This is a genomic window from Microbacterium foliorum (assembly GCF_006385575.1).
Lineage (GTDB): Bacteria > Actinomycetota > Actinomycetes > Actinomycetales > Microbacteriaceae > Microbacterium > Microbacterium foliorum_B.
In genome coordinates this window covers 737,921-753,943 of sequence record NZ_CP041040.1, presented here as the reverse complement: position 1 = coordinate 753,943, position 16,023 = coordinate 737,921, and the positions used below count along the sequence as shown (strand labels likewise).

The 16,023-nt window shown below is 68.2% G+C and carries 15 protein-coding genes; 12 read left to right on the top strand and 3 right to left on the bottom strand.

All coding sequences use genetic code 11. The features are described 5' to 3' along the window. Positions 1-77 precede the first annotated feature (77 nt). The 4 genes from FIV50_RS03660 to FIV50_RS03645 all read left to right on the top strand — a co-directional run bounded on the left by FIV50_RS03660 (position 78) and on the right by FIV50_RS03645 (position 2,539). Positions 78-845, top strand: a complete 768-nt coding sequence (locus FIV50_RS03660; RefSeq protein WP_140036244.1) for a siderophore-interacting protein — start codon at positions 78-80, stop codon at positions 843-845. A 41-nt stretch (positions 846-886) separates the two neighbouring features. Beyond that, positions 887-1,297, top strand: a complete 411-nt coding sequence (locus FIV50_RS03655) for a VOC family protein (RefSeq protein ID WP_140036243.1) — start codon at positions 887-889, stop codon at positions 1,295-1,297. A 153-nt stretch (positions 1,298-1,450) separates the two neighbouring features. Next, the gene (locus FIV50_RS03650) at positions 1,451-1,708 is read left to right on the top strand and encodes a hypothetical protein (RefSeq protein ID WP_258184398.1); all 258 of its coding nucleotides are present in this window, start codon (positions 1,451-1,453) and stop codon (positions 1,706-1,708) included. A gap of 15 nt (positions 1,709-1,723) precedes the next feature. Next, on the top strand, positions 1,724-2,539 hold the full coding sequence (locus FIV50_RS03645) for an acyl-CoA thioester hydrolase/BAAT C-terminal domain-containing protein (RefSeq protein ID WP_140036241.1): 816 nt from the start codon (positions 1,724-1,726) through the stop codon (positions 2,537-2,539). A gap of 2 nt (positions 2,540-2,541) precedes the next feature. Here the strand turns inward: FIV50_RS03645 and FIV50_RS03640 are convergent, their stop codons facing one another. Together FIV50_RS03640 and FIV50_RS03635 are read right to left on the bottom strand one after the other, a co-directional pair. Continuing rightward, positions 2,542-3,996, bottom strand: coding sequence for an MFS transporter (locus FIV50_RS03640; RefSeq protein ID WP_140036240.1), 1,455 nt, complete (start codon positions 3,994-3,996; stop codon positions 2,542-2,544). Positions 3,997-4,054: 58 nt separating this feature from the next. Continuing rightward, entirely contained in the window at positions 4,055-5,398 is a 1,344-nt protein-coding gene (locus FIV50_RS03635) for a M20/M25/M40 family metallo-hydrolase (RefSeq protein ID WP_140036239.1), read from the bottom strand. Between the two features lie 143 nt (positions 5,399-5,541). Between FIV50_RS03635 and FIV50_RS03630 the strand changes: the two genes are divergently transcribed. The 4 genes from FIV50_RS03630 to FIV50_RS03615 all read left to right on the top strand — a co-directional run bounded on the left by FIV50_RS03630 (position 5,542) and on the right by FIV50_RS03615 (position 7,823). Further along, positions 5,542-6,552, top strand: coding sequence for an FUSC family protein (locus tag FIV50_RS03630; RefSeq protein ID WP_140036238.1), 1,011 nt, complete (start codon positions 5,542-5,544; stop codon positions 6,550-6,552). 38 nt (positions 6,553-6,590) lie between these two features. Further along, positions 6,591-6,989 carry a DUF1801 domain-containing protein gene (locus FIV50_RS03625; RefSeq protein WP_140036237.1) on the top strand — a complete coding sequence of 133 codons (399 nt, stop codon included), beginning with the start codon at positions 6,591-6,593 and terminating at the stop codon, positions 6,987-6,989. Positions 6,990-7,051: 62 nt separating this feature from the next. Next, a complete protein-coding gene (locus FIV50_RS03620) occupies positions 7,052-7,318 on the top strand; it encodes a thioredoxin domain-containing protein (RefSeq protein ID WP_140036236.1) in 267 nt (88 codons plus the stop codon). A gap of 94 nt (positions 7,319-7,412) precedes the next feature. Then, positions 7,413-7,823 carry a VOC family protein gene (locus FIV50_RS03615; RefSeq protein WP_140036235.1) on the top strand — a complete coding sequence of 137 codons (411 nt, stop codon included), beginning with the start codon at positions 7,413-7,415 and terminating at the stop codon, positions 7,821-7,823. Positions 7,824-7,850: 27 nt separating this feature from the next. On the opposite strand, the gene thrC is transcribed toward FIV50_RS03615, so the two are convergent. Further along, complete coding sequence (thrC, locus tag FIV50_RS03610; RefSeq protein WP_140036234.1) at positions 7,851-9,254, bottom strand: threonine synthase; 1,404 nt, start codon at positions 9,252-9,254, stop codon at positions 7,851-7,853. 177 nt (positions 9,255-9,431) lie between these two features. Between thrC and FIV50_RS03605 the strand changes: the two genes are divergently transcribed. Genes FIV50_RS03605 through treZ form a run of 4 tightly spaced genes read left to right on the top strand, consistent with a single transcriptional unit; the run spans position 9,432 to position 16,022 of the window. Then, positions 9,432-9,716, top strand: coding sequence for a hypothetical protein (locus FIV50_RS03605; RefSeq protein WP_140036233.1), 285 nt, complete (start codon positions 9,432-9,434; stop codon positions 9,714-9,716). Next, positions 9,713-11,923 carry a glycogen debranching protein GlgX gene (gene glgX, locus FIV50_RS03600; protein ID WP_140036232.1) on the top strand — a complete coding sequence of 737 codons (2,211 nt, stop codon included), beginning with the start codon at positions 9,713-9,715 and terminating at the stop codon, positions 11,921-11,923. The genes FIV50_RS03605 and glgX overlap by 4 nt, the downstream gene beginning before the upstream one ends. Beyond that, positions 11,920-14,268 (top strand): malto-oligosyltrehalose synthase, encoded by a 2,349-nt coding sequence (treY, locus tag FIV50_RS03595; protein ID WP_140036231.1) that lies wholly within the window; start codon positions 11,920-11,922, stop codon positions 14,266-14,268. Before glgX ends, treY begins: the two co-directional genes overlap by 4 nt. Further along, a complete protein-coding gene (treZ, locus tag FIV50_RS03590; protein ID WP_140036230.1) occupies positions 14,265-16,022 on the top strand; it encodes a malto-oligosyltrehalose trehalohydrolase in 1,758 nt (585 codons plus the stop codon). Before treY ends, treZ begins: the two co-directional genes overlap by 4 nt. Position 16,023: the final 1 nt, after the last annotated feature.

The following is a 16,023-nucleotide window of genomic DNA, read 5'->3' as shown; positions in this document are numbered from 1 at the left end:
TGGTGCGCGCGGGCGGCGCAGGACAGGCGGACTTAGGTTCCCCTAACTCCGCCTCGAAGATAGGTTAGCCTTACTTTATGAGCGATACGAAATCCGGTTTCTCCATCGAGCGCCGAGGCCTCGATCTGCGCTTCCGCACCGTCACGCTGAGCGCCCGGGAATGGCTGGCACCCGACTTCGTGCGCGTGCGCCTCACGGGCAGCGATCTCGAGGGCTTCGACTCCCCGGGTTCCGACGACCACATGCGTCTGTTCTTCCCTGCAGGCCCGGTGGGATCGGTCGAGGAGATGCGGGCTGCGCCGAGTCGCGAGTACACACCGCTCGCGTGGGGCGAGGACTGGCTCGACGTCGAATTCGCCGTGCATGGCGACTCGGGTGTCGCGGCGCCCTGGGCGGCGACTGCTCCTCTGGGGTCATCGATCGGTGTGGGCGGTCCGCGCGGGTCGGCCGTGCTGAACGGCAGCCCCGACTCCTGGCTGCTCGTCGGAGACGAGACGGCCATCCCCGCGATCCGGCGCTTCGCGGCGCTCATCCCCGCGGGCATTCCGGCCCGGATCGTGATCGAGACGGTCTCGGCCGGCCGAGAGGTCGACATCGAAGCGCCCGTCGACATCGAGTGGCTGCATCGGAGTGCCGAGCCTTCGGGGTCCGCGCTCATCGCGTTCCTCGACGACCTGGTGGCGGAGGATGCGATCGGTGACGACCCGTTCGTGTTCATCGCGGCCGAGCAGTCGATCGTCAAGCCCGGCCGCGCGTTGCTCGACCGTTGGGGCATCGACCCCGGGCGTGCCGTGGTGAAGGGCTACTGGAAGCGCGGCGAAGCCGAGTACCACGCGCCGCACTGAGCCTCCCGAGGCGTCGGATGCCAGCCTGCAAGACTGGTCGCATGGCACTTCTCGATCACCTGGGCATCACCGTCGACGACGTCGAGCGCGGGCGCGCGCAGTTCCACCCCGTGCTCACCGCCCTCGGGTATGAGTTCGGGGCCGAAGCCGAGAACGGGATCTCCTGGCATCACGGCGAGGAGACCGAGATCATCATCTTCGCCCCGCGCGAGGAGGGCAGCGGCCCGCACGTGCACGGACGCGTCGGATGGCAGCATCTCGCATTCGCCGTCGATTCCCGCGATGAGGTCGACCGTCTGCACGCGGTCGCCGTCGCCGCAGGGTGGACCGTTGTCCGTGAACCCAAGATCTACGAGCGGTTCAGCGAGGACTACTACGCCTCGTTCGTCGAGGATGCCAGCGGCATCCGGGTCGAATTCATGCACAACCCCCCTCGCGCGCAGGGCGACTGACCAGGGGTGGGCAGTGACGAGGAGTCACCGCCCACCCCTCCTGCACACGCGGCCCTGCGATCGAGTTGCTCCCACCGCTCGGGATGACGGTATACAGCGACCTCGATTCCGATCATCGGAGTGGAACGATGCGAGGATGACAGGGTGCACCTCATGAACAACGCTCAGATCTGGACGATGATCGGGTGTTTCACCGCGCTCATGCTCGGCATGCTGACGGTCGTCTCGACCCTGTTCATCCGCGTCGTACGCACCGAGATCAGCGGACTCCGCGGCGAGATGAACGCTCAGATCGGCGGACTCCGCCACGAGATGAACGCCCGTTTCGACACGGTGAACACGCGCATCGACGGGCTCGACCGTGACATGCAGGCCGTGGTCAAGCGCACCTTCGGTCTCGACCGCGACTGACGTCAGGCACAACACGTGACTTCACCCATCGCCCCGGACGACATCCACGACGCCACCCCCGAGCGCCCCTGCGGGACTGCAGTACTGCTGCTCGCCGGTTCGAGTGGGCGCCTCGAATCCGCTCGCGCCGATCTCCTGAGCCGTCGCGGCGCCCGGGTGCGCGCGATCCGCTGGTTCGGCGGCATCGGCCAGCGACCCGCGCCCCACGAGGTTCCGATAGAACTGTTCATCGACCAGATCGAGCTGCTGCGACGAGACCACGATCGCGTGGCGATCTTCGGAACGTCCTTCGGCGCCGAGGCGGCCCTCGTCACCGCGACCACCGTCGAGGTCGACGCGACCATCGCCGTCTCCCCCTCGTCCGTCGTCTGGTCGGGGCTGGCAGAGGGGCGGTGGTCGTCGCACTGGACTCTGCGAGGTTCTCCGCTGCCGGCGGTCGAATTCGACCCGGCATGGACGCCGACCACCGATCCGCCGGAGTATCTTCCGCTGTACTCGTCGAGCCTGAACCTCGATCCGGCGCTCACTGAGGCGGCGACGATTCCCGTCGAGCGGATCTCCGGAGACCTTCTGCTGATCGCCGGTGGCGACGACCGCGTATGGCCGAGCGCCGCATTCGTAAAGGCGATCGCGCAGCGTCGTCAGGCCCATGGCAGGCCGACGACGGTCGTGCAGCATCCGGATGCGGGGCATCGGCTGCTCCTCCCCGGCGAGTCTCCCTCCACCGGCGGCGTGCACATGGCTCGGGGCGGCACGCCGTCTGCCGATGCAGCCCTCGGCGTGCAGGCCTGGCCCGAGATCGCCCGGATCCTCGACCTCGACCCCGGCTGACGTCAGACGATCGGCGTGGCGACGGCCTCGGCATCCGTCCGGTCGGTGAAGGCCTCTTTCGGAACGAAGACCAGGATCGCGGCGGCGACGAGGGCCGTCACACCGCAGACCACCCACACCGTGACGTACCCGGCGAACGACCCGGCGGTGCCTTCGACAGCTCCGCTCACGCCGTTGAGCAGCGCGATCCCGAATATGCACGAGGCGATCGCTCCACCGACCGTCTTGACCGAGTTCGTGAGCCCGGTCGCGACACCCGTCTGCGTCGCGGGGGCCGCCGATGCCGCCGCCGCGGGGAGCGCCGCCACCAGCGCTCCGGAGCCGAGGCCGACGACGACCATGTTGGTCACCACCTGCAGATACGAATCATGGAACGGCAGGAACAGCAGGAAACCGATGCCGACGAGGAGAGACGCGCCCATCAGGGTGATCCGCGGAGTCAGCGCCCGAGCGACGAGAGGGAAGAGCAGTGCACCCGCGATCATCGCGATCAGGTACAGCCCGATGATCAGCGATGTCGCGAAGCCCGTGGTTCCGAGGCCATAGCCGTAGACGCCCGGATCGGTGCGGGCGAATGTCGAGAGCGGGGCCTGGGCTCCCAGCACGCTCACCCCGAAGAGTCCGGCTGTGAGGAACACGGGACCGAGGGCCGGTGAGCGGAACATGCGCACGTCGATGAGCGGGTCGTCGCAGCGCAGTTCCCAGAGCACGAACGGGATGACCAGCAGGATGCCGAGCACGACGACCGCCCATGACCAGGGATTGGCGAGCCCGCCCTCGAGGCGGAGCAGGCTCAGACCACCGGTGAAGCAGATCAGGGCGAGCGAGATCAGCACGACGCCGACCGTGTCGAACACACCACCGGTCGGATCGGGCGACTCCTGCACCCCGAACAGGATCACGAAGAAGCAGACGACGACGAGCAGTGCAGGGATGAGCAGCACGACCGTCAACGGCAGGACGTCGATCAGCGCACCGCCGACGAGAGCACCGATGATCGCACCGCCTTCGAGCGCCGCGACCAGCAGCCCTGCGGCTTTCGCCGTGATCGACGATCGCCCCTCCATCCGGCGGGAGCGTGACCAGATGAGAGCGATCTCGAGCGGCAGCCAGACGACATAGAAGCCCATCAGCGTCCAGCCGATCAGGAACACGGGGAATGAGTCCGTGAACGGCAGGACGAGCGCCGCCGCGGCGGTCAGCGCCGTCGAGATCAGCAGCATCCGCTTGTGACCGACCATGTCGCCGAGCTTCGCGAACGCCGGCACGACGAGCGCCGAGAGCATGAGCTGCGTGCCTTCCAACCAGTTGACGTCGGCGTCGTGGATGCCCAGATGCCGCGCGATGTCGGTGAGCATGGGCGTGTAGTACCCCTGCAGCACGCCGCTGGTGAACTCGACGAAGGCGAGGAAGCCGACGACCGTGGCGAGGGTTCCCAGAGTACGGGTGCGCGTCATCGCGGCTCCTCGGTGAAAGGGCTGGGTCGGGCGGCGAGACGCCCGTCAGGGGGTGAGATCACCCTAGCTTCTCGAGGAGAGACCGATGGAACCGCTCCCCTCGCTCGAGCGCAGCGATCTCGACGCTCTCATCCACGCCATGGATCGACGCCCGCTGCGCGTTCGACATGTCGAGCGGCGCGAAGCGGTAGACAGCGGGCGCGAAGCGGTGGAAGTGACGGGAGTCCGTAGCCGCCATCATCACATACGGCACGGCGGGGACTCCAGGATGCGAGACCGCGAGCGCATCGGCGAGCAGCGCGAACTGGGCGTTGTCGGTCGCCGACTCGGGCGACGGCTCGCTCGCCTCCTCGACGGTGACCGTGATGAGCGGATCCCGGATGCGCCGACGCACCCGCAGCACGGTCTGCTGTGTCGTCTCGCCCAGAGCGATACGGATGTTCACGGTCGCCGACGCCTGCGAGGGCAGGACGTTGGCCGCCGTGCCGCCCGACTGCATCGTCGGAGCCACCGTCGTGCGCACGAGAGCTGCGGGCTCGCCCCCGAGCGCGGCGAACAGCCGGCCGGTCAGAAGCGGGGCGGAGCCGAGCAGGCGCAGCAGATGCCGCGCGGGGCCGGGGGTCTGAGCGCCGAGCTGCGACAGCATCCGCCCGATCGCCTTCGACGGACGAGGTCGGAACGTCCGCGGACCGAGCCGATCCACAGCCCTCGCCACCCGCCGGACCGCCGTGAGAGAGGGTGGTGCCGATGCGTGGCCGCCCTCGCCGCGCGCCGAGAGAGTGAGCGTCATGATGCCCTTCTCACCGACGCCGATCATCGCCGCTCGCCCTGGGACGAAGGGCAGCGGCGCCTCGACGACCGCACCGCCTTCGTCGACCACGAGCCACGGGACGATGCCTCGCTCGCGGAGCACCCGCGCGATCTCCTCGGCTGCTCTGCCGAAGGTCTCCTCGTTGCCGCCGAACGAGAGATAGACGTCCCGTGCGGGGATTAACCCCTCGGCGAGCAGATTCTCGACCGCCTCGAGCACGACGATCAGCGGCCCCTTGTCGTCGAGAGCCCCGCGGCCGTAGACCACCCCGTCGGCGATGACGCCCGCGAACGGAGGATGCGTCCACGGATCGCTCTCATCCACCGGGACCACGTCGTAGTGCGCCATCAGCACGACCGGCCCGTCGGCTCCGGCACCTCTGCCCGACCAGTGGAAGAGCAGTCCGAAATCGGTATGCCGCTCGAGCGTCAGGTGCTCGTGGACGAGCGGATAGAGGTCGGCGATCAGTCCGACGAAGGCCTCGAACGGCTCGGTTCCGCGCTCGTCCAGCTCGGCCGACACGGTCGGGAGCTGGATCATCTGCGAGAGCCGTTCGGCGATTCCCGGTCGAGGTTCTGTCACGTCGGCCATCGTAGCGCCGGGCCGATCATCGGCTTCCAGCCGCGCTCCGGGCGCAGTTCGTGCCGCGTGGCACGGAGCGGAGCGGCACGAACCGCGACCGGAACGGCTCACGGCCGTCACTCGGGGCGACGACACCGCGAGACAATGGAGGGATGAGCCTGTTCGCCCTGGCACCCAAGCGCGGTCCGCGCTGGCACCTCGCGACCCAGGCGGCTCTGGGCATCGCGGTGCCGATCGCCGTCATGACTCTGCTCGGCCAGCCGTCGCTCGGCTACGTCGCGGCGTCAGGCGCGTTCACGGTGCTCTTCGCGGGCACCGCCCCGGTGATCGATCGCGCGAGGATCCTGCCCTTCGTCGCCGCGGGCCTGATCGCCAGCGCCGCGCTCGGAGTCGCTGCCTCTGCGAACGCATGGCTCGTGAGCATCGGCGTCGTGGTGGTCGCGGTCGTCAGCGCGGCTCTGTCGTTCGGCTTCCGGCTCGGCCCACCGGGGCCCCTCTTCTTCGTGCTGGTCTTCGGACTCTCGGCCCATGTGATCGTCAGCTCGCCGATCGCACCGATGGTCTACCTCGCCGCGCTCGCGGCCGGATGCGTGTTCTCCTATCTGATCGCGATGACGCCACTTCTGCGCCCTCGCGCACGGTCGATCTCGGCCCGGCCGCTGCGTGAGCTCCTGCCCGGGCCCGCCTTCACGGCCGATTCGCGCATGCTGGTGGTCCGAGTCGCCCTCGTCGCCGTCGTCGGCGTTCTGCTGGGGCTGGTGATCGACCCAACGCGGACGTACTGGATCGTCGGATCGGCCGTCGCGGTCATCGGGGTCGCGGCAGCCCGCCGCGCCGCGGTGCAGCGCGGACTGCACCGCATGCTCGGGACCGTCGTCGGCGCGGGAGTCTACGCGCTGCTCGCCCTGCTGCATCCGTCGGGTCTCTGGCTGGCGCTGCTTCTGGGCGCCCTGCAGTTCACGATCGAGCTCGTGGTGGTGCGCCACTACGCTCTCGCTCTCGTCTTCATCACGCCGCTCGTGCTCCTGCTGACGGGTGCGGCAACCGGCGAGATCGGTTCGATGGATGTCGCGTGGGAGCGTATCGTCGACACCCTCGTGGGTGCTGCGCTCGGCGCCCTCTCGGGCATGCTGCACCCTCGGGCCACGACGCCTCGCACCTGACTCTCGACGCAAGTGCGTGCGCGGGGCATACTCGCACCATGACCCGTGCGCCGGAGATCGACGACTACCACCAGAGGCTCGCACACGAAGATCGTGAGATCTGCGAGCGGCTGGCCGACGAGATCGACCGAGGACTCCCCGAGGCGACCGCCAAGGTCTGGCACGCGCACCCCGTCTGGTTCCTCGACGGCAATCCGATCGTGGGATACGACCGGTTGAAGGATGCCGTGCGGCTGATGTTCTGGAGCGGCCAGTCGTTCGCCGAGCCCGGGCTCGTCGCCTCCGGCTCGTTCGAGGCGGCCGAGGCGAGATTCGTCGACGCGTCAGAGATCGACACCGACCGTCTCGCCGTCTGGCTGTCGGAGTCCCGGGTCGTGCAGTGGGACTACGAGCACATCCGCACGAATCGGGGCCTCGTCAAACGCACCGAGTTCTGACCTCGTTCCGGGAACACGGCGGGCCGGTGCCGGGTTGCACATCGAGAACCGAGAGGAGAGCGATGGAACTCACGCTGGTCACCTCCGCGTTCTGCGGAGCCTGCTCTCGAACCCGCGCGGTCGTGGCGGATGCGGTGCGCTACCTTCCCGACGCGACCGTCACCGAGATCGACGTCGCCTCGGAGCCGGATGCTGCCGAGGCGCTCGAGATCCGCTTCACCCCCACGGTCATCATCCGCGATGCCTCGGGCGCAGAGGTCTTCCGGGCAGAAGGCGTGCCGACGGTCCCTCAGGTGCTGACGGCCGCTGTGAAGGCGCTCCCCGACTGAGCGAGGAGTCGCTCTTGCGGATGTCCGACCCCCGGCGCAGAATGAGCCGCAGCAGGGCCGACGGCGGCCCCGCCTGACATCTCTGGGGGCAGTCATGGCCACACTCAATCCGTATCTCTCGTTCCGCACCGAAGCGCGACAGGCGATGGAGTTCTATCAGGGCATCCTCGGCGGTGACCTCGAGATCAACGTGTTCGGCGAGTTCCCCGACATGGTGCAGAACCCCGATCAGCACGATCTCGTGATGCACGCGCAGCTCACGACGCCAGACGGCCTGGTGCTCATGGCGTCAGACACCCCCGACGGCATCCCGTTCGAGCCGCCGCAGGGATTCTCGGTCTCGCTCAGCGGAAACTCGCAGGAGAAGACGCAGCAGGTGTGGGACGCCCTGTCTGACGGCGCGGCGATCACCATGCCGCTCGACACTCCCCCGTGGGGCGGCAGTTTCGGGATGCTCGTCGACCGGTTCGGAGTGCCGTGGATGCTGCACGGCGACCCCGAGTGAGTCGCCCCTCGACCTAGCAGGTCCGGCTCAGCGCAGGGCCTTCGCCTCGACGAAGGCGCGGAGCTCCTGCTCATCGTCGGCCATCTCGGTGCGGAGCTGAGGAGCATCGAGCATGGCGCGCAGCTCTGACGAGTACTCGAGCTCGACACCGATCGCCTCGCGGATCGTCTCGGCGAACTTCTGCGGCTTCGCGGTCTCGAGAACGAGCATCGGCACACCCGGTTCGATGTTCTCGCGGGCGACCTTGACCCCGTCGGCGGTGTGAGGGTCGATGATGTCGCCCGTCGCCTCGTAGACCGCCTTGATCGTCGCGAGCCTGTCGGCGTGCGTCGAGGTGCCGCTGACGATACCGAACTCGTCGACGAAACGAGCGAGATCGGCGGTGAAATCGAAGAAGCCCTGGGTGTCGAGATCCTGCCACGCCTTCACCACGCGGGTGGCATCGCGCCCGACGAGCTCGAAGATGAAGCGCTCGAGGTTCGAGGCCTTCGAGATGTCCATCGACGGGCTCGAGGTCGCGAGCGTCTGGGCCGCGCTCCGCGGCCGGTAGACGCCGGTGCGGAAGAACTCGTCGAGCACGTTGTTCTCGTTGGCGGCGAGCACGAGGCGACGGATCGGCAGCCCCATCTCCTTCGCGAAGAAGCCCGAGAGGATGTTGCCGAAGTTGCCGGACGGCACCGTGAAGGACACCTCGGTCCATCCGCCGGCATCCGTCGCGCGCAGCCATGCCCAGAAGTAGTAGACGACCTGGGCGGTGATGCGGGCGAGGTTGATCGAGTTGACCGCACCGAGGTTCTGAGCGCGCTTGAAGTCGAGATCGCCCGCAAGCGACTTGACGAGGTTCTGGCAGTCGTCGAACACACCGTCGACCACGATGTTGTGGATGTTCTCGTCATCGAGCGAGAACATCTGCGCCCGCTGGAATGCGCTCATGCGCCCCTTCGGGGACAGCATGAAGACCGAGATGCGGTCCTTGCCGCGAAGAGCGTGCTCGGCGGCTGATCCGGTGTCTCCGGAGGTCGCGCCGAGGATGTTGAGGACCGACCCCTTGCGCTCGAGCGCGTACTCGACCACCTGGCCGAGGAACTGCATGGCCATGTCCTTGAAGGCCAGCGTCGGCCCTTCGGAGAGACCTACGAGAGTGAGGTCGTCATCGATCGAGCGCAGCGGCACGACCTCTTCGGGGAACGGCTCGTACGCGGCCTCGGTCATGCGTGCGAGGTCGGCGCGGGGGATGTCCGTGGCGAAGAGCCCGAGCACCTCCGTGGCGAGCTGCGGGTATGTCAGGGCGCGCCAGCGCTCGAGCGTCTCACCGTCGACCGTGGGCATCGTCTCGGGCACGGCCAGTCCACCGTCGGGAGCGAGCCCCTCGAGCAGGGTCTCGCAGTACGGCAGCGGCTGCATGCCGCCTCGGGTGGAGATGTACTGCACGGGAGCTCCTCGGTTCGGGATCGGCACGGGGCTTCCATTCTCGCAGGTGGCCGCGGGGTGATTGCACTGCCCCGACCCGCTCTCACGACATAGCGCGTTCGTCCCGCGGAGGCAATGGTGTTCCCCTGAGAACTCGGATCTCTTAGCGTGGAGCCCATCAACAGAACAGGAGCCCTCATGACTGCGAAGACCCATACCGCGCATGACCACAAGCCCGCGGACGGCCAGGCTCCCATGAAAGCCTCCACGCCGGCCGAGCCCCTCTACGAACGTGTCGACCTCGATCGGTACGTCGTGCTCCACGAAGGTCCGGTCGGATACGTCGAGCACGTGCATCCGGTCTTCGTCTGCTACGTGGGCCACCCTTATCATCACGCAGACGAGATCGCTCAGGTGCACGACTTCCACGACGCGGTGCGGACTGTCCTGCACCGCGCCGTCTCGAAGCGGCGCGCTCAGTGAGCCGCGAGATCTGGCCTGGTTCCCCGTACCCTCTCGGTGCGACCTTCGACGGTCAGGGCGCGAACTTCGCCCTGTTCAGCGAGGGTGCCGAGAAGGTCGAGCTGTGCCTCTTCGATGACGACGGCAATGAAGAGCGGATTCCGCTCGAAGAGGTCGACGCGTTCGTGTGGCACGGCTATCTGCCCTCCGTGCAGCCGGGACAGCTGTACGGGTACCGCGTGCACGGCGCCTACGACCCCGCCCAGGGCAAGCGATTCAATCCGAACAAGCTCCTTCTCGACCCCTACGCGAAGTCGGTCGCGGGTCGGGTGGAGTGGGGGCAGCCCCTGTTCGGCTACGACTTCGGCGACCCCGACTCGCGCAACGACGAGGACTCCGGCGCGACGATGGTGAAGGGCGTGGTCGTGAACCCGTTCTTCGAGTGGGCGGGCGACCGCCTCCCGAAGATCCCCTATGCGCAGACCGTGATCTACGAGGCGCACGTCAAGGGGCTCACCCAGCTGCACCCCGATGTCCCCGAGGAGCTGCGCGGCACGTATGCGGCGATCGGTCACCCGTCGGTCATCGCGCATCTCGTGCACCTCGGCGTCACCGCGATCGAGCTGATGCCGGTGCATCAGTTCATCTACGACTCGACCCTCGAGGAGAAGGGCCTCACGAACTACTGGGGCTACAACACTCTCGCCTTCTTCGCGCCGCACAACGACTACTCCTCCAGCGGGCAGCACGGTCAGCAGGTGCAGGAGTTCAAGGCCATGGTGCGTGCGCTCCACGCGGCGGGCATCGAGGTCATCCTCGACGTGGTCTACAACCACACCGCCGAGGGCAACCACATGGGGCCCATGCTCTCGATGCGGGGCATCGACAACGAGGCCTACTACCGCCTCGAAGAGGACCGCCGCTACTACACCGACTACACCGGCACGGGCAACAGTCTCAACGCCGGCAACCCGCACGCGTTGCAGCTGATCATGGACTCGCTGCGGTACTGGGTCACGGAAATGCACGTCGACGGCTTCCGGTTCGACCTCGCCTCGACCCTCGCGCGCGAGTTCTACGACGTCGACCGACTCGCGGCCTTCTTCGAGCTCGTGCAGCAGGATCCGATCGTCTCGCAGGTGAAGCTCATCGCCGAGCCCTGGGATGTCGGCCCGGGCGGATACCAGGTCGGCAACTTCCCTCCACAGTGGACGGAGTGGAACGGCAAGTACCGCGACACGGTGCGCGACTTCTGGCGCGGTGAGCCCCAGGCGCTCGGTGAGTTCGCCTCGCGTCTCACCGGCTCGGCGGACCTGTACGAGCACTCCGGTCGCCGCCCGGTGGCATCGATCAACTTCGTGACGGCTCACGACGGCTTCACGCTTCGCGACCTCGTCTCGTACAACGAGAAGCACAACGAGGCGAACGGCGAGAACAACGCCGACGGGGAATCCCACAACCGCTCCGACAACAACGGCGCGGAGGGTCCCACCGACGACGAGGGCATCAACCGCATCCGCGCCCGGCAGCAGCGCAACTTCCTCGCAACTCTGCTGCTGTCGCAGGGTGTGCCGATGATCGCGCACGGCGACGAGCTCGGGCGCACCCAGGACGGCAACAACAACGGCTACGCACAGGACAACGAGCTCACCTGGGTGGACTGGGAGTCGGCCGACCTGCCGCTCGTGGAATTCACCGCAGCGGTGGCCCGGCTTCGCCGCGACCACCCGACGTTCCGGCGCAGCCGCTTCTTCGACGGCCGTCCGGTGAGGTCGGAAGACGGCGAGCGCGTACCCGACGTCGTCTGGCTGCGTCCGGATGGCCGACGTATGCAACCGGAGGACTGGGATTCCGGCTTCGGTCTCGCGATCGGAGTCTTCCTGAACGGTCAGGGGATCCGCGAGAAGGACCGGCGCGGTCGGCCTGTCACCGACCAGAACTTCCTCGTCTACTTCAACAGCGGGACGGATCCCGTCGAGGTCGCGCTTCCGGATGAGCGGCACGGCCACGCATGGGAGGTCATGATCGACACCGCCGGCGAGCGAGCAGACGGCGCATCGCTGGATCCCGGTGCGACGGTCTCGCTCGAGGCACACTCGCTTCTCGTACTGCGAGACGCCGACCGCACGGTGGTGTCGACGGACAACTCGGTCGAAGCGTCGCTGCGCATCCAGACCGAGCAGGCCGAGGCCCCGGCGCCGGCGCCCACCCCGGAGCTGCCTCGATGACTCATCGCCCGCTCTCGACCTATCGTCTGCAGATCCGCTCGGGCTTCACACTCGGCGATGCGGCTTCGGTCACGACCTACCTGGCCGACCTCGGTGCGTCGTGGGCCTACCTGTCGCCGCTCCTGGCCGCCGTGCCGGGATCGGACCACGGGTACGACGTCGTCGACCACTCCCGGGTGGATGACGACCGCGGCGGCCGCGAGGGACTGCAGCGATTCGCCGCCGCCGCGCGCGCAGCCGGGCTCGGCATCCTCGTCGACATCGTGCCGAACCACGTCGGCGTGGCGATCCCCCGCGCCAACATCTGGTGGTGGGATCTGCTGAGGCTCGGACGCTCGTCACGTCATGCGGTGGCGTTCGACGTCGACCGACGGCTGTCCGAAGGGCGCGTGCGTCTGCCGATCCTGGGCTCGTCGCTCACAGAGGTCCTCGAGGCCGGCGACATCGTCGTCGACACCACTCCCGCCGACGACGCCCCCGACGGAACGCTGTCGTACTTCGACCACGTACTGCCGTTGGCACCGGGCTCCGGAGAGTTCGCGGACGACCTGCCGGCACTCCTGGACGCCCAGCACTACGAGCTGCGGTTCTGGGAGGACCAGAACACCGACCTCGACTATCGCCGCTTCTTCGCCGTCTCGGAGCTCGCCGGCATCCGCGTCGAGATGCCCGATGTGTTCGACGAGTCGCACGAGGAGATCGCGCGGTGGATCACCGACGGGCTGGTCGACGGGCTGCGGGTCGACCACCCCGACGGGCTGACCGACCCCGGCGGCTACCTCGAGCGACTCGCAGACATCACCGGCGGCGCGTACACGGTCGTCGAGAAGATCCTCGAACCGGGCGAGCAGCTGCCCTCGTGGTGGCGCACCGACGGTACGACCGGCTACGACGCGATGGGCGAGATCGACCGCGTCCTGATCGACGGCGACGGAGTGGCGGCCCTCGACCGACTCGACGAGCGGCTGCGATCCGAGACCGGTCTGCCCGCGGCGCAGTCGTGGCACGACCTGATCCACTCGACCAAGCGGATGATCGCAGATGAGCTGCTGCAGTCCGAGGTGCGCCGCCTGGTGAGGGCCCTGCCGTTCGGTGTGGTCGGCGCGGAGGACGCGCTGGCCGAGATCGTCGCGAGCTTCCCCGTCTACAGGGCGTACCTGCCCGCGGGGCGCGAGCACCTGCAGCACGCGCTCGACGACGCCGCGCGCCGACGCCCCGACCTCGCGGCGTCGATCGCCGAGCTGGAGCCGCTGCTGCTCGACACGACGCTCGAGGTGTCTGAGCGCTTTCCGCAGGTGACGGGCGCCGTCATGGCGAAGGGTGTCGAGGACACCGCGTTCTATCGCCACACCCGCCTCGGAACCCTGACAGAGGTCGGCGGCGACCCGTCGATCGCCTCCGTCTCGGTCGACGGGTTCCATGATGCGCAGCGAGCACGGCTCGCGTCGTGGCCGCACTCGCTCACGGCGCTGTCGACGCACGACACGAAGCGATCCGAAGACGTTCGCGCGCGCCTCTCGGTGCTCGCTGAGATTCCGGATCGCTGGGCCGAGGTGCTGGCCGAGCTCCGGGCCGTCGCCTCGACCGGACACGGCCCCCTCGATTCGCTGCTCTGGCAGGCTGCGGTCGGAGCCTGGCCGATCTCATCCGAGCGACTGCTCGCCTACGGTCTGAAGGCGGCGCGCGAGGCCGCGGAGTCGACCGGATGGCAGCATCCGGACCTCGAGTTCGAGAAGGGCATCGAGTCGATCGCACACGCGGCGAACGGAGATGCCCGCTCGATCGTCGACGGGTTCGTGCACGAGATCATCGACCACGGCCGGGTGAACTCGCTGTCTGCGAAGCTCCTGCAGCTCTCCGCCCCCGGCGTGCCCGACGTCTATCAGGGCACAGAGCTGTGGGATCACTCTCTCGTCGACCCCGACAATCGGCGGCCCGTGGACTTCGCTGAACGATCGGCGATGCTCCGGCGGCTCGACGACGATGTCGCCCGCGGCATCCTCCCCCCTGTCGACGACTCGGGTCTCGCGAAGATGCTCGTCACCTCTCGCGCACTGCGTCTGCGCCGGGACAACCGCGAGCTGTTCTACCGATATCGCCCGGGCGGCGTCGCCGGGGAGGCATCGGATCATGCGGTCGCCATGGACCGGGGCGGCGTGCTCGCGGTCGCGACGCGTCTGCCTTGGGGACTCGCCCGCCGCGGCGGCTGGGGCGACACCGTGCTGCTGCGCCGCGAGCTGCCCGCGACCGACGCGATCACGGGCCGTCGGTTCGGGAGGGGGCCGATCCTTCTCTCCGACCTCCTCGACACGTATCCGGTCGCGCTCCTGGTGGATGAGCGATGATCTCGGTCTGGGCTCCACGCGTCGACAGGGTGCGGCTGCGGCGTCTCACCCCCGCCTGCACGACGATCTCGGAACACGATCTCGATCGGGCGGATGATGGGTCGGGATGGTGGAGCACGGATGTGCCGATGGCCGAGGGCGAGCGCTATGGCTTCCTCCTCGGCGACGGCTCCGAGCTGCGCCCCGACCCCCGCTCCCGCCGACAGCCTCGAGGCGTGCACGGCCCCTCTGCACTGTTCGACCCCACGCGCTTCGAGTGGAGCGACGCCGACTGGAGCGGCCGGCCGCTCGACGGCGGAGTGATCTACGAGCTGCACGTCGGCACCTTCACGCCGGAGGGCACGCTCGACTCGCTCGCGGGACATCTCGATCACCTCGTCGAGCTCGGCATCACCCATGTCGAGCTTCTTCCGGTCAACGCGTTCAGCGGCGAGTGGAACTGGGGATACGACGGCGTGCTCTGGTACGCCGTGCACGAGGGATACGGCGGCCCGGCCGCGTACCAGCGGTTCGTCGACGCCGCTCATTCCCGCGGTATCGCCGTGATCCAGGACGTGGTCTACAACCACCTCGGCCCGAGCGGCAACTACCTGCCCGAGTTCGGCCCCTACCTGCGCGAAGGCGAGCACACGGCGTGGGGCGACTCGGTGAACCTCGACGAATCGGCCGTGCGCGAGTACATCATCGAGAACGCCCTGATGTGGCTGCGCGACTTCCACGTCGACGGTCTGCGCCTCGACGCCGTGCACGCCCTGCACGACGAGAGCACACCGCATCTCCTGCACGAGCTGTCGGAGCGGGTCGATGCGCTGTCGCGCGAGATCGATCGCCCGCTGAGCCTGATCGCCGAGTCCGATCTCAACGACCCCGTCATGGTCCTCCCCCGTGCGGCCGGAGGATACGGTCTCACCGCGCAGTGGTCGGATGACTGGCACCACGCGGTGCACGTCGCGCTCACCGGCGAGACCGACGGGTACTACGCCGATTTCGCCGCGCCTGATGCGGTCGCGAAGGTGACGCAGGGCGGGTTCTTCCACGACGGCACATATTCGTCGTTCCGCGGGCGAGCGCACGGCGCTCCGCTGCCGTCGAGCGTTCCCGCCTGGCGTCTGGTCACGTTCGCGCAGGATCACGACCAGATCGGCAACCGCGCAGCCGGCGACCGGCTCACCGCGTCGCTGTCGTCCGATCGGCTCGCCGTCGCCGCGGTGCTGACCCTGACCGCTCCCGGAACCCCGATGCTGTTCATGGGCGAGGAATGGGGAGCCTCGACTCCCTGGCAGTTCTTCACCTCTCATCAGGAACCCGAGCTCGCGCGAGCCACGGCCGAGGGGCGGATCGCGGAGTTCGCGCGGATGGGATGGGACCCCGCCGCAGTGCCCGACCCTCAGGACCCTGCGACCTTCGAGCGATCGCGGCTGGACTGGAGCGAGGTCGGCACGCCGGAGCACGCTCGGATGCTCGATCTGTATCGACGCCTGATCGCGCTGCGGCGCGAGGTGCCCGAACTCACCGACCCCGAGATGTCACACAACGTCGTCTCGGTCTCGCATCTCGATGGCGCGCCCGAGCATCGGGCCTACCGCATCGAGCGCGGCGAGCTCGCCGTGCTGGTGAACCTCACCGCAGACGAGGTGGAGTTCGACCTGCGCCCCGATTCGCGGATCCTGCTCGAGACGGTGCCGGGCCGGATGATGGCGCGGACCGTCGCGCTGCCGCCTGAGTCTGCAGTGATCGTCGCGCCGCCGCGCTGAA